Source organism: Pseudomonas sp. BT-42-2 (genome assembly GCF_025847435.2).
Taxonomy (GTDB): domain Bacteria; phylum Pseudomonadota; class Gammaproteobacteria; order Pseudomonadales; family Pseudomonadaceae; genus Aquipseudomonas; species Aquipseudomonas urmiensis.
Genome location: NZ_JAOYTM010000006.1, coordinates 185,871 through 211,537 on the forward strand (window position 1 = coordinate 185,871; position 25,667 = coordinate 211,537).

A 25,667-nucleotide genomic window follows, 5' to 3' on the forward strand; every position below is an offset into this window, starting at 1 on the left:
CACCTAAACAGTCGGCGTGGGAGCGGGCTTGCCCCGCGATAGCATCGGCTCAGACCGACGCCGGCTCAAAGGCGCCTCGCCGCCGCGTCAATAGCACCAACCCAGCAGCCCCGACCGCCATCAACAGCGGCAACGCATGGCCACTGATCCACTGGCTCCCCGCCCCCGCCAACAGCGGCCCGAGCAGGCAACCGATGCCCCACAGTTGCGCCACGTGCGCATTGGCCCGCACCAGTGCATCATCTCGATAACGCTCGCCGATCAGAATCAGCGATAGCGTGAACAAGCCCCCGGCACTGGCGCCGAACAGCACCCACACCGGCCAGATCAGCGCTGTTTCCAGCAGCAATGGAATCGCCAGGCTGGAGACCAGCAAGGTCAGCGCACAACCACTGAACAGCGTCTGTCGCGACATCTTGTCGGCCAAGGCGCCGATCGGCAGCTGCAACACCGCATCCCCCACCACCACAGTGCTGACCATGAACAGCGCCACTTCCGCCGTGAACCCCTGTTGCAAGCAGTACACCGGCAGCAAGGTCAGGATCATCGCCTCGAAGGCGGCGAACAGAGCAATGGCCCAGGCAATTACCGGCAGGCGTCGGCAGAAGGCGAACAGGTCCCGGAAGGTGACGCTGTAGGCTTCGGTGGTCGGCGCGCCCCCACGCCCCAATAGCACCAGCGGCGCTACGATCAACAGGGCGGTCGCCGCCCAGAAACCGAAGTCATCATCCGAACCCAGAAAGCCCAGTACCAGCGGCCCGGCCAGCTGGCTCAAGGCGTAGCTGCTGCCATACAGCGCTACCAGCCGACCACGCCACTGCTCGACGACCAACTGGTTGATCCAGCTTTCACCGAGGATGAATACCACGGTCAGCGACATGCCGATCAGCAAACGCAACGCCAGCCACAGTGGATAGCTTGGCAACAGCGCTAGCAGTCCGATCGACAGCGCCCCGCCCCACAGGCACAGGCGCATGGCCGCAGGCACGCCGACCCAACCGGCCAGGCGGCTGGCCAGGCTGGCACCGAGCAGCACACCAATAGCGGGCATCGCCGCCATCACGCCGATGGCAAACCCGCCGTAGCCCCAGCCTTCCAGGCGCAGGGATACCAGCGGCATGCTCACGCCGAGCGCGAGCCCGACGCTGAGCACCGACGCCAGTACGGCAAAGTAGGTTCCCCAACGCATGACAGCCTCCTAGGCAAAATTTGTGAATCGCAGAGACGACACAGCCGGGACGGCATAACGCCGGCCCGGCTGGTTCTGGATCGATCGCGGGGCCAGCCCGCTACCACGTCAACCAGGGCATTACGCTGGCTGCATGGGAGCGGGCTGGCCCGGCGATGCCTACCTGGGATTACAGCTTGATCCAGGTCGCCTTCAGCTCGGTGTACTTCTCCAGCGCATGTAGCGACTTGTCACGGCCGTTGCCCGACTGCTTGAAGCCACCGAACGGTGCGGTCATGTCGCCGCCGTCGTACTGGTTGACCCAGACGCTACCGGCGCGCACGGCACGTGCAGTTTTGTGCGCCTTGGAGATGTCGGCAGTCCAGATACCTGCGGCCAGGCCATACGGCGTGTCGTTGGCGATGGCCACGGCTTCTTCGGCGGTGTCGAAAGTGATCACCGACAGCACCGGGCCAAAGATCTCTTCCTGGGCGATCTTCATGGCATTGGTCACGCCGTCGAAGATGGTCGGCTCGACGTAGGTGCCGCCAGTCTCCTCGAGGATACGCTTGCCACCGGCCAGCAGCTTGGCGCCGTCCTGATGACCTGCGTCGATGTACGACAGCACGGTGTTCATCTGCTGGGTATCGACCAGCGCACCCACTGTGGTCGCCGGATCCAGCGGGTTGCCTGGCTTCCAGGCTTTCAGCGCCTCGACTACCAGCGGCAGGAACTTGTCCTTGATCGAGCGCTCGACCAGCAGGCGCGAACCTGCGGTGCAGACTTCGCCCTGGTTGAAGGCGATGGCGCTGGCAGCGGCTTCGGCAGCGGCCTGCAGGTCAGGCGCGTCGGCGAAGACGATGTTCGGGCTCTTGCCGCCAGCTTCCAGCCAGATGCGCTTCATGTTCGATTCGCCAGCGTAGATCATCAGTTGCTTGGCGATCTTGGTCGAACCGGTGAATACCAGGGTGTCGACATCCATATGCAGGGCCAGGGCCTTGCCGACGGTGTGGCCGTAGCCTGGCAGCACGTTGAGCACGCCTGCCGGGATGCCGGCTTCAATCGCCAATTGGGCGATACGGATGGCGGTCAGTGGCGATTTTTCGGACGGCTTGAGCACCACCGAGTTGCCGGTGGCCAGCGCCGGGCCGAGTTTCCAGCAGGCCATCAGCAGCGGGAAGTTCCACGGCACGATGGCGCCAACCACACCCACTGGCTCGCGGGTTACCAGGCCGAGTTGGTCGTGCGGAGTTGGCGCGACTTCATCGTAGACCTTGTCGATGGCTTCGGCATTCCAGTGCAGGGCTTGCGCCGCGCCTGGTACGTCGATGCTCGAGGAGTCGCCAATCGGCTTGCCCATGTCCAGGGTTTCCAGCAGCGCCAGCTCTTCTACGTTCTTACGCAGCAGCTCGGCGAAGCGGATCAGTTTGGCTTTACGCTTGGCCGGAGCCAGGCGCGACCAAACGCCGGAATCAAAGGTGGCGCGGGCGTTTTCCACAGCGCGGTTGGCGTCAGCCAGGTCGCAGCTGGCGACCTTGGCCAGGAAGCGTCCGTCCACCGGGCTCAGGCAGTCGAAGGTTTCAGCGGATGCGGCGTCGGTGTACTCACCGTTGATGAAGGCGCGGCCTTCGATCTTCAATTGCTGGGCACGCTGTTCCCAGTCCGCACGAGTCAGGGTGGTCATACGAAACTCCTCCTCTTGTTAAGTTGCAACGCCGCACTGGAGACTCACGGGCGCTGTCAGAAATTCTGGCCGGGCGACAAGCGCACACTGGCACCCGTCACCCTAAACCAGCCAGTGTAAACTATCAATATATTTGACACGGAAGGCTCAAAAGCCTACTGATGTGCATTTTATTAAACAACAAGAGGGGAGAACCATGACTATCACCGGCATTATCGACTTCGCCCAAGTGCTGACCGAGGCTGAACGCTATCGCCCGGCGGCGGAGAAAATCCTCAAGGGTGAGCCAGACCAGGCTGTCTACAACCACTACTCCAGCCCCTGCGGCCAGTTCGCTGCGGGTGTCTGGGAAGGCGAGGTCGGGCAGTGGACCGTCAACTACACCGAACATGAGTACTGCGAGATCGTGCAGGGCGTTTCGGTGCTGCGTGATGAGGCCGGGGGCGCCAAGACCCTGCGTGCCGGTGATCGGTTTGTTATCCCGGCTGGCTTCAAAGGCACCTGGGAAGTGCTGGAGCCGTGCCGCAAGATCTATGTGATGTTCGAGCAGAAATAACAGCCCAGATCGCTTCGCGTGGGAGCGGGCTTACCCCGCGATGAATTCCCAGGCATAAAAAAACCCGCTTCCGTGAGGAGGCGGGTTTTTTCAGGTTGCCGATCAATTACTTGATCTTGGCTTCCTTGTAGGTCACGTGCTTACGGACGACCGGATCGTATTTCTTGATCTCGATCTTGTCCGGGGTGGTGCGCTTGTTCTTGTCGGTGGTGTAGAAGTGGCCAGTGCCAGCACTCGATACCAGACGGATCAATTCACGCATGATGCTCTCCCTTAAACCTTGGCGCCGGCACGGCGGATGTCAACCAGAACGGCATCGATGCCGCGCTTGTCGATGATACGCATGCCCTTGGCGGAAACGCGCAGACGCACGAAACGCTTCTCGGATTCAACCCAGAAACGGTGGTGCTGCAGGTTTGGCAGGAAACGACGACGGGTTTTGTTGTTTGCGTGGGAAATGTTATTCCCAGTTACCGGACCCTTACCGGTAACTTGACAGACTCTCGACATGCCTCAGCCCTCTAAAACCACATGCCCAACCCGGCATGGGTTGGCCGCTTAATCTCTCAGTCTATGGCGCCAGGCGCCGTGTTTCCGGGGGTCTTATCGACCGTATCCGCTTTCGCGACAGAGCGAGCCCCTAGAAAAGAGCGCTGCTTTATACCAGAAAGACTCGGCTGCAACAACAGAAGATGCGTTTCTGCAGTCGGCCAAGTGAGTGCGGCCAGCATAGCGACAAGGCCGGCGGGCTGTCGACCGCTCGTCGCAGGGTTTGTAAAAAAGGGTGTGGTCATTTACCGACGCTCGCACTAGGGTAGGACGTTTCCAGACTGCACTGGCAGATGGGCCACTGATCTCGCCAAGGAGCTTCGATGCGTGCCGCCGCGCTTTCCCTACTGTTCTCTTCCAGCCTTTTGTTCGCCGGCCTCGCCCAGGCGGCGCCACTCGCTGTCTGCACCGAGGCCAGCCCCGAAGGCTTCGACGTGGTGCAGTACAACTCGCTGACCACCACCAACGCCTCGGCCGACGTGCTGATGAACCGCCTGGTGGAGTTCGACCCCGGCCAGGGCAAGGTCGTGCCTAGCCTGGCCGAAAGCTGGACGGTCTCGGCCGACGGCCTGATCTACGACTTCAAGCTGCGCAGCGACGTGAAGTTCCACGCCACGCCCTACTTCAAGCCCACCCGCGAGCTGGATGGCGACGACGTGCTGTTTAGCTTCCAGCGCATGCTCTACCCGGCCCATGCCTGGCACAAGACTGCGCCCGGCGGCTATCCGCACGCCCAGTCGCTGCAGCTGGGCAGCCTGATCAAATCGATCGATGCCCCAGAGCCGCACACCGTGCGCTTCATCCTGACCCACGCCGACGCCACCTTCCTGGCCACCCTGAGCATGGGCTTCGCCTCGATCTATTCCGCCGAATACGCCGACAAACTGCTCAAAGCTGGTACCCCGGAGAAGCTCAACAGCCAGCCAATCGGCACCGGCCCGTTCGTCTTCCAGCGCTTCCAGAAGGACGCCGTGGTGCGCTATCGCGCCAATGCCGACTACTTTGCTGGCAAGCCTGCGGTCGATCCGCTGATCTATGCCATCACCCCGGACGCCAATGTGCGTCTGCAAAAGCTCAAGCGAGGCGAGTGCCAGATGGCCCTGTCGCCCAAGCCACTGGACATCGCCGAAGCCGGCAAGGATGACCACCTCAAGGTCGCCACCACCCCGGCCTTCATGACGGCTTTCGTCGCCATCAACAGCCAGCACCCGCCGCTGGACAAGCCTGAAGTGCGCCAGGCGATCAATCTCGCCTTCGACAAAGCCAGTTACCTCAAGGCCGTATTCGAAGACACCGCTATCGCGGCCAACGGCCCCTACCCACCCAATACCTGGAGCTACGCCAAGGACCTGCCGGGTTATCCGATAGACCTGAAAAAAGCCAAGGCCCTGCTGACCAAGGCCGGCCTGGCAGATGGCTTCAGCACCACTATCTGGACCCGCCCTTCCGGCAGCCTGCTCAACCCTAACCCAAGCCTGGGCGCGCAAATGCTGCAAGCCGACCTGGCCAAGGTAGGCATCAAGGCCGAGATCAAGGTGATCGAATGGGGCGAGCTGATCCGTCGCGCCAAGGCCGGCGAGCATGACCTGCTGTTCATGGGCTGGGCCGGTGACAACGGTGACCCGGACAACTTCCTCAGCCCGCAGTTTTCCTGCGCGGCGGTCAAGTCCGGGACCAACTTTGCGCGGTTCTGCGACAGCCGCTTGGATCAGCTGATCAGTGCCGGCCGCACCACCAATGACCAAAGCGTGCGCAGCCGGCTGTACCAGCAGGCACAGGCGCTGATCCAGCAGCAGGCACTGTGGCTGCCACTGGCCCACCCCACTGCCGCCACATTGCTCCGCCAGGGGGTCGAGGGGTATCAGGTGAATCCGTTTGGGCGGCTGGATTTCAGCAAGGTTTCGCTGACTCGCTGAGGCCACAGCAAGGCGGGGTGTCAGTTGCGGCCTCTTCGCGGTCAAGCCCGCCCCCACAGGGGCTAGTGTCGTCTTCAGAGGCTGCGCCAGGCATGGACAACCACAGGCTCGATACGCTCTCGAAGCCTGCACAAAACCTTGTGGGAGCGGGCTTGCCCGCGAAGAGGCCCTGACTGACAAAACCCGTTAGCCCGCGATCCACCCTTGCTCGACCATCGACAACGGCTCACCATCGCCGACGATGACATGATCGAGCACCCGCACATCGATCATCGCCAACCCGCGCTTGAGCGACAGGGTCATGTGCACGTCATCCTGGCTCGGCTCGCAGTTGCCCGAAGGGTGGTTGTGACACAGGATCAACGCCGCTGCGTTGTGCAGCAGCGAGCGCCGCACCACCTCGCGGGGGTAGATGCTGGCGCGGTCGATGGTGCCGCGAAACAGGATCTCGAAGGCCAATGGCCGGTGCTTGGAGTCGAGAAACAGGCAGCCGAACACCTCGCTGGGCTCGTGGCGCAGCATCGATTTCAGATAACGGCGAACTGCCTGCGGGCTTTCCACGGCGGACTTACGCTCAATCGCCATCTCCAGGTTTCTGCGACCGATCTCCAGTAGCGCCTGCAATTGGCTGTATTTGACCGGCCCAAGCCCTAGCTCAGCCAGAAAATCAGCCCTGTCGGCTTCCAATAACTGTCGCAAACTGCCGTACTTCGCCAATAGCCCACGCGCCAGCTCCACGACATTGCAACCTCGCACGCCAGAGCCGAGGAACACGGCCAGCAGCTCAGCATCCGACAGGCTAGCGGCGCCCTTGTGTAGCAGCTTCTCTCTTGGCCGTTCGTTTATCGGCCACTCCCTGATGTTCATCCGTGCTCCTTGCCTCATACTGCGGCGCGTTCAAGCCCTGTGTTAATCTATTTCGCCTCGTTTAATGCGACGTTCTGCCGCAGGCAGTTTTCATGCGTCGCCGCCCGCTCTCACTGGAAAAAGGCAAGCCTATGCAGCGGCTGTATCGCAAGCGCATCGTTCTCGGCGTGGGTGGCGGCATCGCCGCCTACAAGAGCGCCGAGCTGATTCGCCGACTCCTGGAACACGGCGCGCAGGTGCGCGTCGTCATGACCCGCGGCGGTGCCGAGTTCATCACTCCACTGACCCTGCAGGCCCTGTCCGGCCATCCGGTGCACATGGATTTGCTCGACCCCGCCGCCGAAGCGGCCATGGGTCATATCGAACTGGCCAAATGGGCCGATCTGGTGCTGATCGCCCCAGCCACTGCCGACCTGATGGCGCGCATGGCCCAAGGCATGGCCGATGACCTGCTGACCACCCTGGTGCTGGCCACCGACGCCACCGTGGCCGTAGCTCCGGCGATGAACCAGGCGATGTGGCGCGACCCAGCTACCCAGGCCAACCTTGAGTTGCTGCAAAGCCGCGGCATCCAGGTGTTCGGCCCGGCCTCTGGCAGCCAGGCCTGTGGCGACGTAGGCCTGGGGCGCATGCTCGAAGCCAGCGACCTGGCCTGGTGCGCGGCAGAGAGCTTCAAGCGCCAGGCGCTTACCGGCAAGCACGTGTTGATCACTGCCGGCCCGACCCAGGAAAACATCGACCCGGTGCGTTACATCACCAATCATAGCTCCGGCAAGATGGGCTTTGCCCTGGCCGAAGCGGCCGCAGAAGCGGGGGCTAGGGTGACCCTCGTCACGGGGCCTGTGCACCTGCAGACCCCGGATCGGGTCAACCGGATCGACGTGGTCAGCGCACGAGACATGCTCGCGGCCTGCGAAGCGGCGATGCCATGCGACCTGTTCATCGCCTCGGCGGCGGTCGCGGACTACCGTCCGGAAGTGGTCGCCGCGCAAAAACTCAAGAAGGATCCTACGACCGGCGACGGCATGCTGCTGCAGATGGTGCGTAATCCGGATATCCTTGCGACCATTGCTGGCCGGGCCGACCGTCCGTTCAGCGTCGGCTTTGCCGCCGAGACCGAACACTTGCTCGATTACGCCACGCGCAAGCTCAAGGACAAGAACCTCGACCTGATCGTCGCCAATGATGTAGCCAACCCCAGCATCGGCTTCAACAGCGAGGAGAACGCCTTGACCGTGATCGATCGCCAGCAGCACCAGACCCTCTTCGCGCAGACCAGCAAGGGCAAGATCGCCCGCCAGCTGGTTGCCTTCATCGCCGAACGACTCAATCAGGTTCAATAAGTTACATGCACGCTCTTCAAGCCAAGATCCTCGACCCGCGCATTGGCGCCGAATTCCCCCTGCCGCAGTACGCCACCCCTGGCTCTGCTGGCCTGGACCTGCGCGCCATGCTCCAGCAAGACACCGTGCTTGAGCCCGGCCAGACCCTGCTGATCCCAACTGGCCTGTCGATCTACATCGGCGACCCAGGCCTGGCGGCGATGATCCTGCCGCGCTCGGGCCTGGGCCATAAGCACGGCATCGTGCTGGGCAACCTGGTCGGCTTGATCGACTCGGATTACCAGGGCGAGCTGATGGTGTCGTGCTGGAACCGCGGCAACACACCGTTCACCATCGCCATTGGCGAGCGCATCGCGCAGCTGGTGCTGGTGCCTGTGGTGCAAGCGCATTTCGACATCGTCGAGGCCTTCGACGAGAGCCAGCGCGGCGCCGGTGGCTTTGGCCACTCCGGCAGCCACTGAGCCGATAGCACCGCGTTGACGCCAAGGATGGCGAACTCTCTGGCGAAAGAGCCGTCCAAGCGTTCAGTTTGCGTCTACCCAGAAGCCTTTGAAGATTGGAGCTCCCAGAGATGAATGACATGGCCCAGCGGGTACCCGCACTGCCCGAAAGCATCTTCCGCGCCTACGACATCCGTGGCGTGGTCGGCAAAACCCTGCATGCCGAAACCGCCTACTGGATCGGCCGCGCCATCGGTGCGCAGACCCTGGCCCAGGGCGAACCGAACATCTCGGTTGGCCGCGACGGTCGACTGTCCGGGCCGATGCTGGTCGAGCAACTGATCCTGGGCCTGGTCGACGCCGGTTGCCAGGTCAGCGACGTCGGCATGGTGCCGACTCCTGCGCTGTACTACGCCGCCAACGTGCTAGCGGGCAAGTCCGGTGTCATGCTCACCGGCAGCCACAACCCCTCCGACTACAACGGCTTCAAGATCGTCATTGCCGGCGACACCTTGGCCAATGAGCAGATCCAGGCCCTGCTGACTCGTCTGAAGACCAACGACTTGAGCCGTGGCGAAGGCCGTGTGGAAAAGGTCGAGATCCTCGGCCGCTACTTCGACCAGGTCACCGCCGACATCCAGCTGAAGAAAAAGCTCAAGGTGGTGGTCGACTGCGGTAACGGCGCAGCCGGGGTGATCGCCCCGCAGCTGATCGAAGCCCTGGGCTGCGAGGTGATCCCGCTGTTCTGCGAGGTCGACGGCAACTTCCCTAACCACCATCCAGATCCGGGCAAGCCTGAGAACCTGGAAGACCTGATCGCCAAGGTCAAGGAAGTCGGCGCCGATATCGGCCTGGCCTTCGACGGTGACGGCGACCGCGTAGGCGTGGTGACCAACACGGGTAACATCGTCTACCCCGACCGCCTGCTGATGCTATTCGCCCTGGATGTCCTGGAACGCAACCCAGGCGCCGAGATCATCTTCGACGTCAAATGCACCCGTCGCCTGACCCCGCTGATCGAACAGCACGGCGGTCGCGCGCTAATGTGGAAGACCGGTCACTCGTTGATCAAGAAGAAGATGAAACTGACCGGCTCCTTGCTCGCAGGCGAGATGAGCGGGCACATCTTCATCAAGGAGCGCTGGTACGGGTTTGACGACGGCATCTACAGTGCCGCGCGCCTGCTGGAGATCCTCAGCAAGGCCGGGCAAGACGCCGAAAGCCTGTTTGCTGCGTTCCCGAACGACATTTCCACGCCGGAAATCAATATTGATGTGACCGACGAGGGTAAATTCAGCATCATTGATGCACTGCAACGCGACGCTGACTGGGGCGACGCCAACCTGACCACCATCGATGGTGTGCGGGTCGACTACGCCCACGGCTGGGGCCTGGTACGCGCTTCCAACACTACGCCTGTGCTGGTGCTGCGCTTCGAGGCCGACAGCGACGCCGAGTTGCAACGTATCAAGGATGTTTTCCGCGCCCAGTTGCTGCGGGTTGCCCCTGAGCTGCAACTGCCGTTCTGACCGACTATCTGTTCCTTACAGGAGCCCTGCATGACCCTCGATCGCGATGCCGCTTCCCATGTAGCCGAGGTTTTGTCCGAAGCGCTGCCCTACATTCGCCGCTTCGTCGGCAAGACCTTGGTGATCAAGTACGGCGGCAACGCGATGGAGAGCGAAGAGCTCAAAACCGGTTTTGCCCGCGACATCGTGTTGATGAAAGCAGTTGGCATCAACCCGGTGGTGGTGCACGGCGGTGGCCCGCAGATCGGTGACTTGCTCAAGCGCCTGTCGATCGAGAGCCACTTCATCGACGGCATGCGCGTCACCGACTCGGCGACCATGGACGTGGTCGAGATGGTCCTCGGTGGCCAGGTCAACAAGGACATCGTCAACCTGATCAACCGTCACGGCGGCAGCGCCATCGGCCTGACCGGCAAGGACGCGGAGCTGATCCGCGCCAAGAAGCTCACCGTGTCGCGCCAGACGCCCGAGATGACCACTCCGGAAATCATCGACATCGGCCACGTCGGCGAAGTCGTTGGGGTCAACACCGATCTGTTGAACATGCTGGTCAAGGGCGATTTCATCCCGGTGATCGCGCCAATCGGCGTGGGCGCCAACGGTGAGTCGTACAACATCAACGCCGACCTGGTGGCCGGTAAGGTGGCGGAGGCGCTGAAGGCTGAGAAGCTGATGCTGCTGACCAACATCGCTGGCTTGATGGACAAGAAAGGCGAGGTACTGACCGGTCTGAATACCGAGCAGGTCAACGAGCTGATTGCCGACGGCACCATCTATGGCGGCATGCTGCCGAAGATCAAATGCGCCCTGGATGCGGTGCAAGGTGGCGTACAGAGCTCGCACATCATCGACGGTCGCGTGCCGAACGCGGTGCTGCTGGAGATCTTCACCGACAGCGGCGTGGGCACCCTGATCACCAACCGCAAGCGTCACTACTGATAGCCCGGGGCCGCTTTGCCGCCCATCGCGGGGCAAGCCCGCTCCCACGCAGGCGCAGCAGCACTAGGGTTGGCGTGGAAGCGGGCTTGCCCCGCGATGAGGCCGGTACAGGCAAAAAAAAGGCGACCTGCAAAGGTCGCCTTTTTCATTTCAGGACGGTCAGATCCCGTACTGCGCCCGATACGCCTCGACAGCCGGCAGATGCTGCTTGAGCTGCGGGTCATCGGCGAGGAATTCCAGCACCTGGGTCAGCGAAACGATGCTGACCACCGGAATACCGAAGTCGCGCTCCACTTCCTGGATCGCCGACAGCTCGCCATTACCGCGCTCTTCGCGGTTCAGGGCAATCAGCACACCGGCGGCGGTGGCCTGCTGGGCGCTGATGATCTGCATGACTTCACGAATGGCAGTACCGGCAGTGATCACGTCATCGATGATCAGCACGTTGCCTTCAAGCGGCGCGCCCACCAGGCTGCCGCCCTCGCCGTGGGCCTTGGCTTCCTTGCGGTTGAAGCACCATGGCACGTCGCGCTGGTGGTGATCGGCCAGGGCCACCGCAGTGGCCGAAGCCAGCGGGATGCCTTTGTAGGCCGGGCCAAACAGTACGTCGAAGGGGATCTTGCTGTCGACGATCGCCGCCGCGTAGCAACGCCCCAGTTCAGCCAAGGCAGATCCTGTGTTGAACAGGCCGGCATTGAAGAAGTACGGGCTGGTACGCCCCGATTTCAGGGTGAATTCACCGAAGCGCAAAACGCCCCGATCGATGGCAAAACGAATGAAGTCGCGCTGATACGGCTGCATGAAGAGTCCCAGACACCACGGATTTAGCTAAATGAGTTGAGCTCGGGTATCATACACGCACGAGATTTTTGGGGCCATTTATGCGGATCATCAGTGTGAACGTAAATGGCATTCAGGCTGCCGCCGAGCGTGGATTGCTCAGCTGGCTACAAGCCCAGAATGCCGACGTCATCTGCCTTCAGGATACCCGCGCCTCGGCCTTTGAACTCGACGACCCAGCTTTCCAGCTCGATGGCTATTTCCTTTATGCCTGCGATGCGGAGGTGCCTGCCCAAGGTGGCGTGGCGCTCTATTCGCGGATGCAGCCCAAGGCAGTCATCACCGGCCTGGGCTTCGAGACAGCCGACCGCTACGGACGTTACCTGCAAGCAGACTTCGACAAAGTCAGTATTGCCAGCCTGTTGCTGCCTTCGGGCATGAACGGCGACGAAGACTTGAACCAGAAATTCAAGTTGATGGACGATTTCGGCAAGTACCTGGACAAGCAGCGCCGCAAGCGCCGCGAGTACATCTACTGCGGGTCGTTCTACGTTGCGCAGCAGAAGCTCGACATCAAGAACTGGCGCGACAGCCAGCAATCGCCAGGCTTCCTGCCGCCCGAGCGCGCGTGGATGGACTCGATTGTCGGCGACATGGGCTATGTCGATGCCCTGCGCGAAGTCAGCCGTGAAGGCGACCAGTACAGCTGGTGGCCGGATAACGAGCAGGCCGAAATGCTCAACCTGGGTTACCGGTTCGACTACCAGATCCTCACCCCAGGCCTGCGCCGCTTCGTGCGCAACGCCCGCCTGCCGCGCCAGCCGCGATTCTCCCAGCATGCGCCGCTGATCGTCGATTACGACTGGACGCTGACCATCTGATACCAGGTGGGGCCACTTCGCGCCCCATCACAGGCAAGCCAGCGCCTACAATCAGCACGATTGCTGTAGGCGCTGGCTTGCCTGTGATGGGGCGCGAAGCGGCCCCAACTCGTTCTACTTGATCGGCCGCCAGATGAAGGGATAGCGATACGCCTGCCCCTCATTAGCCTTGACCCCCGCCAGAATGATCAGGATCAGCACCGCCACCGCCAGGATGGCGAACAGCACCAGCCCGATCAGCACGAACGTCAGCAGGAAGCAGATAAATCCGGCAATGGTCACGCTGATCTGAAAATTCAGCGCTTCCTTGCCCTGGGCATCGATGAACGGATCAAGCTCGCGCTTCCAGATCCACATCACCAACGGCCCCAGCAAATGCCCAAGGGGCACTGCCAGGCCGAGCAGTGCCGAGAGGTGACAGAACATCGCCCACTGGCGGATCTCGGAATTGGGCAGATTGACCGGCACGTTCGGATCACTCATGTTCCGCACCTCCTTGGCATTGCGCTCAGTCGGCCAGTGCGGCGTTCTGCAGTTCGTAGATTTCGTTCATGCCCTTGTGTGCCAGCGCCAGCATGGCGTTGAAGTCTTCAGGCTGGAACGGCGCACCTTCGGCGGTGCCCTGCACTTCGATGAAACCACCGGCGCTGGTCATGACCACGTTCAGGTCGGTCTCGGCAGCGGAGTCTTCCAGGTAGTCCAGGTCGAGCACTGCTTCGCCTTGGTACATGCCGACCGATACGGCAGCGATCATGTGCTTGAGCGGGTCACCGCCCTTGAGGCCGCCGCGCTTCTTGATCACGCGCAGGGCATCGACCAGGGCGACCATGGCACCGGTGATCGATGCTGTGCGGGTGCCGCCATCGGCCTGGATCACGTCGCAGTCGACGTACAGGGTGACCTCACCGAGCTTTTTCATGTCCAGCGCTGCGCGCAGGGCACGGCCGATCAGACGCTGGATTTCCAGGGTGCGACCACCCTGCTTGCCACGGCTGGCTTCACGCTGGTTACGCTCACCGGTCGAACGCGGCAGCATGCCGTATTCGGCGGTCAGCCAACCTTGGCCCTGGCCTTTGAGGAAGCGGGGAACACCATTCTCGACGCTGACCGTGCAGATGACTTTGGTGTCACCGAACTCGACCAGTACCGACCCCTCGGCGTGCTTGGTGTAGTTGCGGGTAATGCGGATCGAGCGGAGCTGATCGGCGGCGCGACCACTTGGACGTTTCATCTGGGATACCTGTACTGGGACTTGAATCTGCCGAGCATTATAGAGCCCGTAGCCCGGCAGGGACATGCCTATTGTCGCGCCCCGGGCAGCCTGTCGCCTTTTCCCACTTGCCGCGTAGGCTGTCGGTAGGATGGGTGGATTGGGCGCCCGGGCCGCACTGCGCTACAATCCTGCGCCTTGCAGCCGAAAGGCTTCCCTGTTTCCCATCTTTTGCGAGGTACTCCCCCATGGTGCACAGCATGACCGCTTTTGCTCGCGTCGAGCGCGCCGGCAGCCAAGGCACTCTGGCGTGGGAGCTGCGCTCGGTCAATCATCGTTACCTGGAACCGCACCTGCGCCTGCCAGAAGCCCTGCGCGACCTCGAAGGCGCGGTGCGCGAAGGCTTGCGCCAAGGTTTGTCGCGCGGCAAGGTGGAATGCACCCTGCGCCTGAGTGAAGAGAGCACCGGCAAACCCTTGCAGGTCGATCGCGAGCGCGCCGCGCAGCTGGTTGCCGCTGCCGAAACCATCGCCAGCCTGATCAAGCAACCGGCCGCGCTCAACCCGCTGGAGGTGCTGGCCTGGCCTGGCGTGCTGGTGGGTGATGCCAGCGATCCGCAGGCACTCAATGCCGAAGCCATCGCCCTGTTCGACGAAGCCCTCAAGGAGCTCAAGGCCGGTCGCCAACGCGAAGGCCAGGAACTGGCCCGACTGATCAACGAACGCCTGGACGGCATGGCGACCGAGGTCACCACCTTGCGTGCCCAGGTGCCACAGATGCTCGCTGCGCAGCGGCAGAAAATCCTCGACCGCTTCCACGACATGCAGGCCGAGCTCGACCCGCAGCGCCTGGAGCAGGAGATGGTGTTGCTGGCGCAGAAGAGCGATGTTGCCGAAGAGCTGGATCGGCTCAATACCCACATCACCGAAGTGCGCCGGGTGCTGAAGTCCGGCGGTGCTGCGGGGCGACGCCTGGACTTCCTGATGCAGGAACTCAATCGCGAAGCCAACACCCTCGGCTCCAAGGCCTTCGACCCGCGCAGTACGCAGGCGGCGGTCAACCTGAAGGTGTTGATCGAACAGATGCGTGAACAAGTACAGAACATCGAGTAAGGCCACCCCTACCATGAATCACAGCAGCGGCACCCTTTATATCGTCTCGGCGCCCTCCGGCGCTGGCAAGACCAGCCTGGTTACAGCGTTGACCCAGGCCGACAAGAACATCCGCGTCTCGGTTTCGCACACTACTCGTGCCAAGCGTCAGGGCGAGGAGCACGGGGTGAACTACCACTTCGTGGGGCATGAAGAGTTCAAGGCGCTGATCGCCAAGGGTGACTTCCTTGAGCATGCCGAGGTGTTCGGCAACTTCTACGGAACGTCGCGCAGCGCATTGCAGCAGACCCTGGATCAAGGCATCGACCTGATCCTGGAGATCGACTGGCAAGGTGCGCAGCAGGTTCGCGAGCTGATGCCGCAGGCACTGTCGATCTTCATTCTGCCGCCAAGCCAGGAGGCGCTGCGTGAGCGCCTGACCGGGCGCGGGCAGGATAGCGAGGAGATCATCGAGGGGCGCATGAAGGAAGCGGTCAGCGAGATGATCCACTATGCCGAGTACGACTACGTCATCATCAATGATGACTTCCAAAATGCACTGGAAGATCTGAAGGCGGTGTTCTGCTCGAATCGTGCCGATGACTCGCAAGCTGCGGCGCGAGCAGAAGAGCTCAAGTTGGAGAGACAGCAAAAACGCCATGAGGCGCTGCTCAAACAACTGGTTGGCTGATCGATTTTTGGGGCCTCTTTGAGGCCCATCGCAGGCAAGCCAGCTCCTACAGGTACCGCGCGAACCCTGTAGGAGCTGGCTTGCCTGCGATGGGCTGCGAAGCAGCCCCAACTACATCAATCTTGCAGCTGCAGAGTGGCTTGCTGCTGCAAGGTAGCCCCAAGGAAGAACGCCGGCAGCCGCAGCCGCGACAGCATCATCAAGCAAATCCCCAGCAGCGAGATGATCGCCGCGATCACGAACACCAGCCCCAAGCCCCCTACATGCGAGCCGCTGCCAAAGTCTGGCGAAGCGCTGTCGATTGCCGTGCGCACGAAGATCACCGACAAAATCACACCCCCGAGCAACGGGCACACGCCGCGCATGAAGAAGTGGCGCAGGCTGTCGAACAGGCTGTGGCGGAAGTACCAGACGCAGGCAAACGCCGTCAGCGAATAGTAGAAGCAGATCATCATGCCCAAGGCAGTGATGGTGTCGGCCAGTACGTTTTCACTCAGGGTACGCATGGTCACGTAGAACAGCGCCGCAGCGATGCCGGCGCAGATCGTGGCGTACTGCGGCGTCTGCGAACGTGGGCAAACCTTGGCGAAACGCTGTGGCACAGCGCCGTAGTAACCCATCGCCAACAAGGTCCGCGCAGGCGAAACGAAGGTCGACTGCAAGGAGGCGGCGGTACTGGCCAATACCGCAATCGACATCAGGATCGCCAGCGGCCCCATCACTGGACCGGCTAGGTGGGCGAACACGTTTTCTTGAATGCGCGGGTTACCCAGGCCCAAGCCGACGTCACTGATACCGGCAAACTGCAAGGTGGCAATCGCAGTGAACAGGTACAAGGCGAGGATCAGCAGCACGGTCCAGGTTGCCGCTTTGCCCGGCACCTCATCGCTACCGACCGACTCTTCGCTGACCGTCAGGCACACGTCCCAACCCCAGAAAATGAAGATCGACAGCGACAGGCCTGCGGCAAATGCCGAGAACGATTCGACGCCAAACGGGTTGAACCAGGCGAAATCGAACTCAAGCGGCGGCGGCGCGGCGGTTTCACCGAACGCGGCAAAGCCAAAGCCGATCAACACCAGCAGTTGCAGGGCCACCAGGCCGTACTGGACGGTCATGGTCGTGCCCATGCCCCGGCAGCAGATCCACACTGCCATGGCGATGAACACGCAACAGGTGCTGATATTGACCAATAAATTGTCAGCCAACGCCGCCAACGACTGGTCGCCGGTAATCTGGCCAAGGAACAAATAGAAAAAGTCGACGGCAACCCCGGCCAGGTTGGACAGTACGATGGTGGTAGCCACCACCAAGCCCCAGCCGCCGATCCAGCCGATCATCGGGCCAAAGGCACGTGCCGACCAGGTAAAGGATGTGCCGCTGTCCGGCTCTGCCGCGTTCAGCTCGCGGTAGCCGAGGGCGACCAGCAGCATCGGCAGGAAGCCAACGATGAATACGGCGGGAAGGTGGGCACCCACCTCGCGCACGGTTGGGCCGAGAGCTCCGGTCAGGGTATAGACCGGGGCAATGGTGGAAATGCCCAGCACCACGCTGGCCAACAGGCCCAAACGGCCCTTGGCCAAGCCTTTGCTGACGCGCGTGCCGCTGTTGCCTGCATCGGTCGCCACATCGGGTGGGCGGCCGGATTCAGTGTAATTGCTCATGAGTATTCGCCGTCGATATTGGTATTGTTTTCACAGACCGTCCGAAGAGGGTCCGCTTTCACTCATTGAAAGCTGCTGCGTGGGGGCGAGTCATCCGAGACCTTCGGGTGACGTCAGAATGCCTTCTGGCGCGAACCCTCCCGTACAGCGTGGGCGATGCAGGCCTCGCGAAACGCCTGGAATAGACGCAGCGAGACCGGGTTTTCGGCGAAACGCCATTCCGGGTGCCATTGCACGCCGAGCACAAAGCCCGGCGCGTCCAGCATGGACACCGCTTCGATCAGGCCATCCGGTGCCTTAGCCTCGACGCGCAGGCCTGGAGCCAAGCGGTCGATCCCCTGGCTGTGCAGCGAGTTGACCTCAAACTGCTCAGCCAGACCAAAGCGCTCGAACATCCCGCCCGCTTCGATGCGGACAGCATGACGAGGGCCGTATTGCACCGCCAAGGGTGCGTCCTCAGGTTCGCGGTGGTCCAGGTAGCCCGGCAGCTCCTGCACCCGCTGGTGCAAGCTGCCGCCAAGGGCGACGTTCAATTCCTGGAAACCACGGCAGATGCACAGCACCGGCACGCCAGCGGCAATCGCCGCCTGCAGCAACGGCAAGGTCAGTCGGTCACGCGCCTGGTCATGCCGGGTGCCCTCGGCGCTGGGGGCGCCATTGTAATGATGCGGCTCGACATTTGAAGGCGAACCGGTAAAAACAATGCCGTCGAGAATGGCCAGCAACGCCTGTGGGTCGCTGGCGACATCGCGGGCCGGGAGAATCAGCGGGGTCCCGGCAAAGCCGGCCGCCTCCACATACTTGTCGCCTACCGTGTGCGACGAGTTCTTCCCCACCTGCTGGCGGCAGGCGCTGACACCGATCAGAGGGACCGCATTTGCGCTCATGGGCTTACACCGTGTGCAGGTACCAGTTGTACTCGAGGTCGGAGATCGACACTTCGAACTCGGCCAGCTCGCTTTCCTTGCAGGCGACGAAGATATCGATGTAGTCCGGGCTGATGTATTGGTTGAGGATCTCGCTGTCATCCAGCGCACGCAGGGCGTCACGCAGGTTGTTCGGCAGGCTCTGCTCCAACTGCTCGTACGAGTTGCCTTCGATTGGCTCCCCCGGTTCGAGCTTGTTGACCAGGCCGTGATGGATGCCGGCGAGGATCGCCGCCATCATCAGGTAGGGGTTGGCATCGGCACCCGCCACGCGGTGTTCGATGCGCACGGCGTCGCTGCTGCCGGTCGGCACGCGCACGGCCACGGTACGGTTGTCCAGGCCCCAGCTCGGCGCGTTGGGCACGTAGAACTGGGCGCCGAAGCGGCGGTAGGAGTTGATGTTCGGGCAGAGGAAGGCCATCGACGCTGGCATGGTTTCCAGCACTCCGGCGACCGCATGGCGCAGTTGCTCGCTTTCGAGCGGGTCGTCACTGGTGAAGATGTTCTTGCCGGTCTTCTTGTCGAGCAGCGAGATGTGTACGTGCAGGCCGTTGCCCGCCTGGCCCGGGTAGGGCTTGGCCATGAAGGTGGTGTCCATCTCATGGTCGTAGGCAACGTTCTTGATCAGGCGCTTGAGCAGGATCGCGTAGTCGCAGGCCTTCATCGCATCGGCGACGTGGTGCAGGTTGACCTCGAACTGTGCCGGGGCGCTTTCCTTGACGATGGCATCCGCTGGAATGCCCTGCTCCTTGGCGGCTTCGAGCATGTCTTGCAGGCAGTCGGCGTATTCGTCGAGGTCGTCGATCAGGTACACCTGGGTCGACTGCGGGCGCTTGCCGGAGATGGGCGAGCGCGGCGGCTGCGGGCGACCGTTGAGGTTGTCTTGATCGATCAGGTAGAACTCCAGCTCGAACGCCGCGCAGATGTCCAGGCCCAGGTCATCGAACTTGCTCACCACCTGACGCAGTACTTCACGCGGATCAGCGAAGAACGGCTCGCCCTCGAGCTCGTGCATGGTCATCAGCAACTGCGCGGTAGGGCGCTTTTGCCAGGGTTCGTCGCACAGGGTGCCAGGGATCGGGTAGCAGATCCGGTCAGCATCGCCGATGTCCAGGCCAAGGCCGGTGCTCTCCACGGTCGAGCCGTTGATGTCCAGGGCGAACAACGAGGCCGGCAGATTGATGCCTTTCTCGTAGACCTTGTGCAGGCTGGCGCGCTCGATGCGCTTGCCACGCACCACGCCATTCATGTCGGAGATCAGCAGATCAACGTATTGGGTGTCTGGATGAGCCTGGAGGAAGTCTTTCATCTCGCTGGAAGAACTGGCGCACGGGGTGACCGACGTCATGGCTGTACATCCTTTGATGTGGAGCGGCGATGTGGGGAGATACGGCTGGCGCCTCACGGGCGACGATGGTTGCTGCTGTTGTTCTTTTCACTGTCCCATCGTGGGGATTTATCGAGCCGACCGAGTGCATTGATTCGGGCAGGCCGTTTCACTATAAAATGGCCCCAACGCAACAGACATTGGCATTTCGGCAAGCAGAGCGTGCACCAATGCAATATCAAATCTCCCACGCCGACCTCTCCCTGGTCCTGGCCCTGGAGCGGGGGCGGTCGCTGGCCAAGGCCGCCGAGCTACTCAAGGTCGACGTTTCGACGGTGTTCCGCTCGATTCGCCGACTGGAATCGGCGCTAGGCACTGCGCTGTTCGTCAAAAGCCGCAAGGGCTACCTGCCCACCGACACTGCCCAAGCCCTGGCCGAGCAAGCCGAGCGAGCCGAACTTGCGCTGGAGGCAGCGCGGATTGCCCTGACCAGCGGTGAGCAAGTGGTCAGCGGCACGGTGCGCCTGACCTGCACCGAGGCGGTACTGCACAGCCTGCTGCTGCCGGCGCTGGCGACCTTCATGCCCAACTACCCGGCGCTGTCGCTGGAGCTGGGCACCTCGAATACCTTCGCCAACCTCAGCCGACGCGACGCCGACATCGCCCTGCGCCTGACCAACACGCCGCCCGAGCATCTGGTTGGCCGCTGCCTGGGTTCGACCTCCTATGTCATCTGCGGCCACCCAAGCCTGCGCGAGCGCCTGTCCGAGTCGGCCAACAGCGTGCCGTGGATCGCCCCGGACGACTCGATGCAAGACCACCCCACCGTGGTCTGGCGCAACCAGCAGTACCCCAACTTGATCCCACGCTACCAGTGCAGCGGCATGTCGACCATTGCCCAGCTGGTCAGCACCGGCCTGGGCGTGGCGGCGCTGCCGGACTACATGGTGCGTGGCATGGCCGACGTCGAGGCGCTGAGTGCGCCGCTACCGGGCTGCGACACCCAGCTGTGGCTGCTGACCCGCCCAGATTGCCGCGCCCTGCGTTCGGTGCAGACACTGTTCGAGGAGCTGACACCGCATCTGCGCGGTGCGTTATTGCGTTAGGGCGTTATCGCCTGTTGTGTTCTGGCCCGTGAAGCCGTTATCGTCAGAGGCATACAAGGCGTCTGTACCGGCCCTTTCGCGGGCAAGCCCGCTCCCACAGGGTTTTGCAGCGCCAAGGAAGGACAAAACAGCCCTTCCCTATTGGCTGGTGATTTTTTAAACTACACAGTCCGCCTGCCCATTCTGGGCTGTACGCCTACCGCATTGCTACTGAGGAAGACCATGGCCCGCGTAACTGTTGAAGACTGCCTGGAACACGTGGATAACCGCTTTGAGCTGGTCATGCTCTCCACCAAGCGCGCCCGTCAGCTGGCCACCGGTGGTAAAGAGCCACGCGTTGCATGGGAAAACGACAAGCCGACCGTAGTCGCCCTGCGCGAAATCGCCGAAGGCATCGTCACCAATGAATTCATCGCAGCCGAAGAGATCGTCACCGAGGATCCGGTGTTCGCCGCGTTCGAGGACGAGTCCAACGAGGCTGTCTGATTGATGCCCGGTCGACGTCGTGCGGCAACAGGACCTCTTCCTCGGCAGGAGGTAAACCCATGCCGAGCATAGACACCCTCGCCGAACGGCTGTCGACCTACCTCGGTCCGGAGCAGGTCAACCTGGTCCGCCGAGCCTACTTCTACGCCGAACAGGCGCACGATGGGCAACGCCGCCGCAGTGGCGAACCCTACGTGACTCATCCGCTGGCAGTCGCCGGCATCCTCGCCGACATGCACATGGACCATCAAAGCCTGATGGCGGCCATGCTGCACGACGTGATCGAAGACACCGGCATCGCCAAGGAAGCCCTCAGCCAGCAGTTTGGCGAGACGGTTGCCGAACTGGTCGATGGGGTCAGCAAACTGACCCAGATGAACTTCGAGACCAAGGCCGAGGCGCAGGCGGAAAACTTCCAGAAGATGGCCATGGCCATGGCCCGCGATATCCGCGTGATCCTGGTCAAGCTGGCCGACCGCCTGCACAACATGCGCACCCTGGAAGTGCTGTCGGGCGAAAAACGCCGACGCATCGCCAAGGAAACCCTCGAGATCTACGCCCCGATCGCCAACCGCTTGGGCATGCACACCGTGCGCGTAGAGTTCGAGGACCTGGGCTTCAAGGCCATGCACCCGATGCGCTCATCGCGCATTCACCAGGCGGTCAAGCGCGCCCGCGGCAACCGCAAAGAGATCGTCGCCAAGATCGAACAATCGCTGGCCAACTGCCTGGCCACCGACGGCATCGAAGGCGAAGTCAGCGGCCGCCAGAAGCACCTCTATGGCATCTACAAGAAGATGCGCGGCAAGCGCCGCGCCTTCAACGAGATCATGGATGTCTACGCGTTTCGCATCATCGTCGACAAGGTCGACACCTGCTACCGCGTGCTCGGCGCCGTGCACAACCTGTACAAGCCGCTGCCTGGACGCTTCAAGGATTACATCGCGATCCCCAAGGCCAACGGCTACCAGTCGTTGCACACCACGCTGTTCGGCATGCATGGCGTGCCCATCGAAATCCAGATTCGCACCCGCGAAATGGAAGAAATGGCCAACAACGGCATCGCCGCGCATTGGCTGTACAAGTCCAACGACGATGAACAGCCAAAAGGCAGCCATGCCCGCGCCCGTCAGTGGGTCAAGGGCATCCTCGAGTTGCAGCAGCGCGCTGGCAACTCGCTGGAATTCATCGAAAGCGTGAAGATCGACCTGTTCCCGGACGAGGTCTACGTGTTCACGCCCAAAGGGCGGATCATGGAGCTGCCCAAAGGCTCCACTGCCGTCGACTTCGCCTACGCGGTGCATACCGACGTCGGCAATAGTTGCATCGCCTGTCGCATCAACCGCCGCCTGGCGCCGCTGTCCGAGCCACTGCAAAGCGGCTCGACCGTGGAAATCGTCAGCGCCCCGGGCGCCCGACCCAATCCGGCCTGGCTCAACTTCGTGGTGACCGGCAAGGCGCGCACGCACATCCGCCACGCGCTCAAGCAGCAACGCCGCTCCGAGTCGATCAGCCTCGGCGAACGCTTGCTGAACAAGGTGCTGACCGGTTTCGACAGCAGCCTGGACAAGATCCCTCACGAACGCATCCAGCCGATCCTTACCGAGTACCGCCTGGAAGTCGTCGAAGACCTGCTCGAAGACATCGGCCTGGGAAACCGCATGGCCTATGTGGTCGCTCGTCGCCTACTGTCTGCCGAAGGCGAGCAGTTGCCAGCGCCGGAAGGCCCGCTGGCGATCCGCGGCACCGAGGGCCTGGTGCTCAGCTACGCCAAGTGCTGCACGCCGATCCCGGGCGACCCGATCGTCGGCCACCTGTCGGCGGGCAAGGGCATGGTCGTGCACCTGGAAGACTGCCGCAACATCAGTGAAATCCGCCATAACCCGGAGAAGTGCCTGCAACTCTCCTGGGCCAAGGACGTCACTGGCGAGTTCAACGTCGAGCTGCGTGTCGAGCTTGAGCATCAGCGCGGCCTGATCGCCCTGCTGGCCAGCAGCGTCAACGCTGCCGACGGCAACATCGAGAAGATCAGCATGGACGAACGCGACGGCCGTATCAGCGTGGTCCAGCTGGTGGTCAGCGTGCACGACCGTGTGCACCTGGCTCGTGTGATCAAGAAGTTGCGCACCCTGACCGGCGTGGTCCGCATCACCCGCATGCGTGCGTAGTCCGCCAACCGCAAGGAGTCATCATGACCAAGACCGTCATCAACAGCGACAAGGCCCCAGCCGCCATCGGCACCTACTCCCAGGCGATCAAGGCCGGTAACACCGTGTACATGTCTGGCCAGATCCCCCTGGACCCGAAAACCATGGAACTGGTCGAAGGCTTCGAAGCCCAGACCGTGCAGGTGTTCGAGAACCTCAAGTCGGTGGCCGAGGCTGCTGGCGGTTCGTTCAAGGACATCGTCAAGCTGAACATCTTCCTCACCGACCTGAGCCACTTCGCCAAGGTCAACGAGATCATGGGCCGCTACTTCGAGCAGCCCTACCCAGCCCGCGCCGCCATTGGCGTGGCCGCCCTGCCAAAGGGCGCACAGGTCGAAATGGACGCGATCCTGGTCATCGAGTGATGCCCCTGGTGACGGGCGCCCTGCCCGTCACCTTCCCTGCCTCAAGGTTTTTCATCATGCGTAAAGCCCTGCCTCTCGCGCTGGCAGCCCTGCTCCTGGGCGGCTGCGCCAGCCATAAACCCGAAGATTACAACGGCACCTGGATCAACCAGGCCGCCATCGATGCCGCCGCAGAAGGTGGCAGCCTGCGCCAGGCCCTCAGAGCGCATGGCCCAGTGTTCGAATGGAAACTCGACGTTGCCCGCCAGCAGGCCAGCTTCAGCAATGGCTTCGAAGCTGGGGACGGCCAACTGAGCGCTGTAGGGGACGAGTGGGAAGCCAGGTTCGAGCGCAACTACATCGAGCGCATCAAGCTGTCCGGCAAGGCGCTACACGTCACCGACCCGAACGGCAAACAGCAGGATTTTGTAAAGCCCGAACACCCCGCACCTGCTGATGCCCCTTTAGGCGGCAGCTTCGAGAAGGCCCTCTATAAAGCGTACCTGGGTGGCGAATGGAAGATCGTCGAGGGTCAAGGTAGCGGCGGCGTGGTTCGCTTCGCCGACAACGGCAGCGTGACCGGCCTGCCAGGGCCTGATCGTTACGCGCTGTGCCTGGAAGGTGATTGCGCGACCATGGGGGGAGAGAACGACACCCTGTGGCTGGAACGCAACCAGCGTGGCGGTCCGTTCATCTTCAAACGTGAGGGTGACAAGCTGGAGATCTTCCGCGCGGTCAACAATGCATTGCCAGATGAGATACCGCAGCTGACGCCGGGCCCACGGCAGTGGGTACTGGAACGCAGCTGATCACTGCGAGCCCATCGCGGGGCAAGCCCGCTCCTACACCAGATGTGTCGCCTTCTGGATCAACGCGAACCCTGTAGGAGCGGGCTTGTCCCGCGATAGGCCGGCAAGCCCCACAGAGCAATAGCTGTATCACTCGCGCCCTTCAAGAATCGCTGCATAGCCCTCTTTATAACTCGGATACTGCGGCACCCAGCCCAACGCCCGCGCCCGTGCATTGCTGCAGCGCTTGCTGCCGGTGCGCCGCACGCGCTGCTCATCCGACCACTCGGTAACCCCCATATGACCGCGCAGCCAGGCGACCACATCGGCCAGCGGCGCCGGATCGTCATCCACACCGATGTAGCAATCGTCCAACGTAACCCCGCGCGCATCCGCCTGCAGCAGGTACGCCAGCAAGCTCGCCGCATCCTCGGCATGGATTCGATTGCCATACAGCGGCGGCTGTTCAGCGACGCGATAGCCCTGACGCACCTGGCTAAGCAGCCACTCACGACCCGGACCATAAATACCGGTCAAACGCACCAGGCTGGTCGGGATACCGCTGTGCAGCGCCAATTGCTCGGCCTCAAGCATCACCCTTCCCGAATAGCCCTCAGGCTCGGTCGCAGCGGTTTCATCGATCCACTCGCCGTTTTGCTGGGCGAATACGCTGCTGCTAGACACGAACAGCAGCCGCCGCGGACGCTGGCCACGCGCTTGCAACCACTCCAGAACATTGCGCAAGCCTTCGACGTAGGCCGCCTGATAGCCCGCCTCGTCATGCTGGCTGGCAGCCACGCAGTACACCAGATAGTCGGGTGACTGCTCAGGCCAGGCAGCGGGAATGCTGCTGTCGGCCAGGTCCGCAGCAATTGGCCTCACGCCTTCAGGCAACTGCTCGACCGACCGCCGCAGGCCGCTGACCTGCCAGCCACAAGCCAGTAACTGACGGGCTAGACGACCGCCTACATCCCCGCAGCCGACGATCAAAGCAGATAAATCCGACATCTCTAAACTCCATTTCTCAAAGGGTCAGGCTAGCCGGATTACGCGATCAGCGGCTAGACAAAGGTGAAAAAAAGCAACCTTATTACTTTTGTTAACAAGAATTACTTGCAATAATGGCGCCCTATCTGTTCTCGGCCTGCCTCGAGGCCGTGGTGAACGTCAACTCA

At 62.2% G+C, this 25,667-nt stretch carries 25 protein-coding genes and 1 pseudogene; 14 read left to right on the forward strand and 12 right to left on the reverse strand.

Going from position 1 to position 25,667, the window contains the following annotated elements; translation table 11 throughout:
• Positions 1-49: 49 nt before the first annotated feature.
• Complete coding sequence (locus tag OIU19_RS05465; RefSeq protein WP_264233982.1) at positions 50-1,189, reverse strand: MFS transporter; 1,140 nt, start codon at positions 1,187-1,189, stop codon at positions 50-52.
• Between the two features lie 169 nt (positions 1,190-1,358).
• A complete protein-coding gene (locus OIU19_RS05470; RefSeq protein WP_264233984.1) occupies positions 1,359-2,852 on the reverse strand; it encodes an aldehyde dehydrogenase in 1,494 nt (497 codons plus the stop codon).
• Positions 2,853-3,048: 196 nt separating this feature from the next.
• On the opposite strand from OIU19_RS05470, the gene OIU19_RS05475 reads away from it, so the two are divergent.
• Positions 3,049-3,408, forward strand: a complete 360-nt coding sequence (locus OIU19_RS05475; protein ID WP_186553014.1) for a cupin domain-containing protein — start codon at positions 3,049-3,051, stop codon at positions 3,406-3,408.
• 106 nt (positions 3,409-3,514) lie between these two features.
• Here OIU19_RS05475 and rpmG read toward each other — a convergent pair whose 3' ends face one another.
• Together rpmG and rpmB are read right to left on the reverse strand one after the other, a co-directional pair.
• A complete protein-coding gene (gene rpmG, locus OIU19_RS05480; RefSeq protein ID WP_021702025.1) occupies positions 3,515-3,670 on the reverse strand; it encodes a 50S ribosomal protein L33 in 156 nt (51 codons plus the stop codon).
• 11 nt (positions 3,671-3,681) lie between these two features.
• On the reverse strand, positions 3,682-3,918 hold the full coding sequence (gene rpmB, locus OIU19_RS05485) for a 50S ribosomal protein L28 (protein WP_023629974.1): 237 nt from the start codon (positions 3,916-3,918) through the stop codon (positions 3,682-3,684).
• A 362-nt stretch (positions 3,919-4,280) separates the two neighbouring features.
• Here rpmB and OIU19_RS05490 point away from each other — a divergent pair, with 362 nt between their 5' ends.
• Complete coding sequence (locus tag OIU19_RS05490; protein WP_264233991.1) at positions 4,281-5,873, forward strand: ABC transporter substrate-binding protein; 1,593 nt, start codon at positions 4,281-4,283, stop codon at positions 5,871-5,873.
• Between the two features lie 186 nt (positions 5,874-6,059).
• On the opposite strand, the gene radC is transcribed toward OIU19_RS05490, so the two are convergent.
• Positions 6,060-6,740 carry a DNA repair protein RadC gene (gene radC, locus OIU19_RS05495; protein WP_264233992.1) on the reverse strand — a complete coding sequence of 227 codons (681 nt, stop codon included), beginning with the start codon at positions 6,738-6,740 and terminating at the stop codon, positions 6,060-6,062.
• Positions 6,741-6,871: 131 nt separating this feature from the next.
• On the opposite strand from radC, the gene coaBC reads away from it, so the two are divergent.
• The 4 genes and pseudogenes from coaBC to argB all read left to right on the forward strand — a co-directional run bounded on the left by coaBC (position 6,872) and on the right by argB (position 10,991).
• Positions 6,872-8,083, forward strand: a complete 1,212-nt coding sequence (gene coaBC / locus OIU19_RS05500) for a bifunctional phosphopantothenoylcysteine decarboxylase/phosphopantothenate--cysteine ligase CoaBC (RefSeq protein ID WP_186553237.1) — start codon at positions 6,872-6,874, stop codon at positions 8,081-8,083.
• A 5-nt stretch (positions 8,084-8,088) separates the two neighbouring features.
• Positions 8,089-8,544 carry a dUTP diphosphatase gene (gene dut / locus OIU19_RS05505; RefSeq protein ID WP_186553017.1) on the forward strand — a complete coding sequence of 152 codons (456 nt, stop codon included), beginning with the start codon at positions 8,089-8,091 and terminating at the stop codon, positions 8,542-8,544.
• A 128-nt stretch (positions 8,545-8,672) separates the two neighbouring features.
• Positions 8,673-10,052, forward strand: a pseudogene (locus OIU19_RS05510) (phosphomannomutase/phosphoglucomutase); the annotation flags it as partial.
• Positions 10,053-10,082: 30 nt separating this feature from the next.
• Positions 10,083-10,991, forward strand: coding sequence for an acetylglutamate kinase (argB, locus tag OIU19_RS05515; protein WP_186553019.1), 909 nt, complete (start codon positions 10,083-10,085; stop codon positions 10,989-10,991).
• A 159-nt stretch (positions 10,992-11,150) separates the two neighbouring features.
• On the opposite strand, the gene pyrE is transcribed toward argB, so the two are convergent.
• A complete protein-coding gene (gene pyrE / locus OIU19_RS05520; RefSeq protein ID WP_264233995.1) occupies positions 11,151-11,792 on the reverse strand; it encodes an orotate phosphoribosyltransferase in 642 nt (213 codons plus the stop codon).
• Positions 11,793-11,872: 80 nt separating this feature from the next.
• On the opposite strand from pyrE, the gene OIU19_RS05525 reads away from it, so the two are divergent.
• Complete coding sequence (locus tag OIU19_RS05525; protein ID WP_186553020.1) at positions 11,873-12,652, forward strand: exodeoxyribonuclease III; 780 nt, start codon at positions 11,873-11,875, stop codon at positions 12,650-12,652.
• Between the two features lie 114 nt (positions 12,653-12,766).
• Here OIU19_RS05525 and OIU19_RS05530 read toward each other — a convergent pair whose 3' ends face one another.
• Together OIU19_RS05530 and rph are read right to left on the reverse strand one after the other, a co-directional pair.
• Positions 12,767-13,135: a DUF4870 domain-containing protein gene (locus tag OIU19_RS05530; RefSeq protein WP_186553021.1), complete on the reverse strand. Its 369-nt coding sequence runs from the start codon at positions 13,133-13,135 to the stop codon at positions 12,767-12,769.
• A 25-nt stretch (positions 13,136-13,160) separates the two neighbouring features.
• Positions 13,161-13,883: a ribonuclease PH gene (gene rph, locus OIU19_RS05535; protein WP_264233997.1), complete on the reverse strand. Its 723-nt coding sequence runs from the start codon at positions 13,881-13,883 to the stop codon at positions 13,161-13,163.
• A 227-nt stretch (positions 13,884-14,110) separates the two neighbouring features.
• Between rph and OIU19_RS05540 the strand changes: the two genes are divergently transcribed.
• Complete coding sequence (locus OIU19_RS05540) at positions 14,111-14,974, forward strand: YicC/YloC family endoribonuclease (RefSeq protein ID WP_186553023.1); 864 nt, start codon at positions 14,111-14,113, stop codon at positions 14,972-14,974.
• A gap of 13 nt (positions 14,975-14,987) precedes the next feature.
• The gene (gmk, locus tag OIU19_RS05545) at positions 14,988-15,644 is read left to right on the forward strand and encodes a guanylate kinase (protein ID WP_264233999.1); all 657 of its coding nucleotides are present in this window, start codon (positions 14,988-14,990) and stop codon (positions 15,642-15,644) included.
• 116 nt (positions 15,645-15,760) lie between these two features.
• Here the strand turns inward: gmk and OIU19_RS05550 are convergent, their stop codons facing one another.
• The 3 genes from OIU19_RS05550 to OIU19_RS05560 form a co-directional block, all read right to left on the reverse strand.
• A complete protein-coding gene (locus tag OIU19_RS05550) occupies positions 15,761-17,308 on the reverse strand; it encodes an APC family permease (protein WP_264234001.1) in 1,548 nt (515 codons plus the stop codon).
• Positions 17,309-17,421: 113 nt separating this feature from the next.
• Positions 17,422-18,195, reverse strand: coding sequence for a gamma-glutamyl-gamma-aminobutyrate hydrolase family protein (locus OIU19_RS05555; protein ID WP_186553026.1), 774 nt, complete (start codon positions 18,193-18,195; stop codon positions 17,422-17,424).
• 4 nt (positions 18,196-18,199) lie between these two features.
• Positions 18,200-19,543, reverse strand: coding sequence for a glutamine synthetase family protein (locus OIU19_RS05560; protein WP_372353292.1), 1,344 nt, complete (start codon positions 19,541-19,543; stop codon positions 18,200-18,202).
• A gap of 248 nt (positions 19,544-19,791) precedes the next feature.
• Between OIU19_RS05560 and OIU19_RS05565 the strand changes: the two genes are divergently transcribed.
• The 5 genes from OIU19_RS05565 to OIU19_RS05585 all read left to right on the forward strand — a co-directional run bounded on the left by OIU19_RS05565 (position 19,792) and on the right by OIU19_RS05585 (position 24,513).
• Positions 19,792-20,667 carry a LysR family transcriptional regulator gene (locus OIU19_RS05565; RefSeq protein WP_264234004.1) on the forward strand — a complete coding sequence of 292 codons (876 nt, stop codon included), beginning with the start codon at positions 19,792-19,794 and terminating at the stop codon, positions 20,665-20,667.
• Between the two features lie 222 nt (positions 20,668-20,889).
• Positions 20,890-21,153 carry a DNA-directed RNA polymerase subunit omega gene (gene rpoZ, locus OIU19_RS05570; RefSeq protein ID WP_012312123.1) on the forward strand — a complete coding sequence of 88 codons (264 nt, stop codon included), beginning with the start codon at positions 20,890-20,892 and terminating at the stop codon, positions 21,151-21,153.
• Between the two features lie 59 nt (positions 21,154-21,212).
• The gene (gene spoT / locus OIU19_RS05575; RefSeq protein WP_264234008.1) at positions 21,213-23,321 is read left to right on the forward strand and encodes a bifunctional GTP diphosphokinase/guanosine-3',5'-bis pyrophosphate 3'-pyrophosphohydrolase; all 2,109 of its coding nucleotides are present in this window, start codon (positions 21,213-21,215) and stop codon (positions 23,319-23,321) included.
• Positions 23,322-23,344: 23 nt separating this feature from the next.
• A complete protein-coding gene (locus OIU19_RS05580; protein ID WP_186553030.1) occupies positions 23,345-23,725 on the forward strand; it encodes a RidA family protein in 381 nt (126 codons plus the stop codon).
• Positions 23,726-23,781: 56 nt separating this feature from the next.
• Complete coding sequence (locus OIU19_RS05585; protein ID WP_264234010.1) at positions 23,782-24,513, forward strand: hypothetical protein; 732 nt, start codon at positions 23,782-23,784, stop codon at positions 24,511-24,513.
• A gap of 129 nt (positions 24,514-24,642) precedes the next feature.
• Here OIU19_RS05585 and OIU19_RS05590 read toward each other — a convergent pair whose 3' ends face one another.
• Positions 24,643-25,500 carry an SDR family oxidoreductase gene (locus OIU19_RS05590; RefSeq protein WP_264234012.1) on the reverse strand — a complete coding sequence of 286 codons (858 nt, stop codon included), beginning with the start codon at positions 25,498-25,500 and terminating at the stop codon, positions 24,643-24,645.
• Positions 25,501-25,667 lie beyond the last annotated feature (167 nt).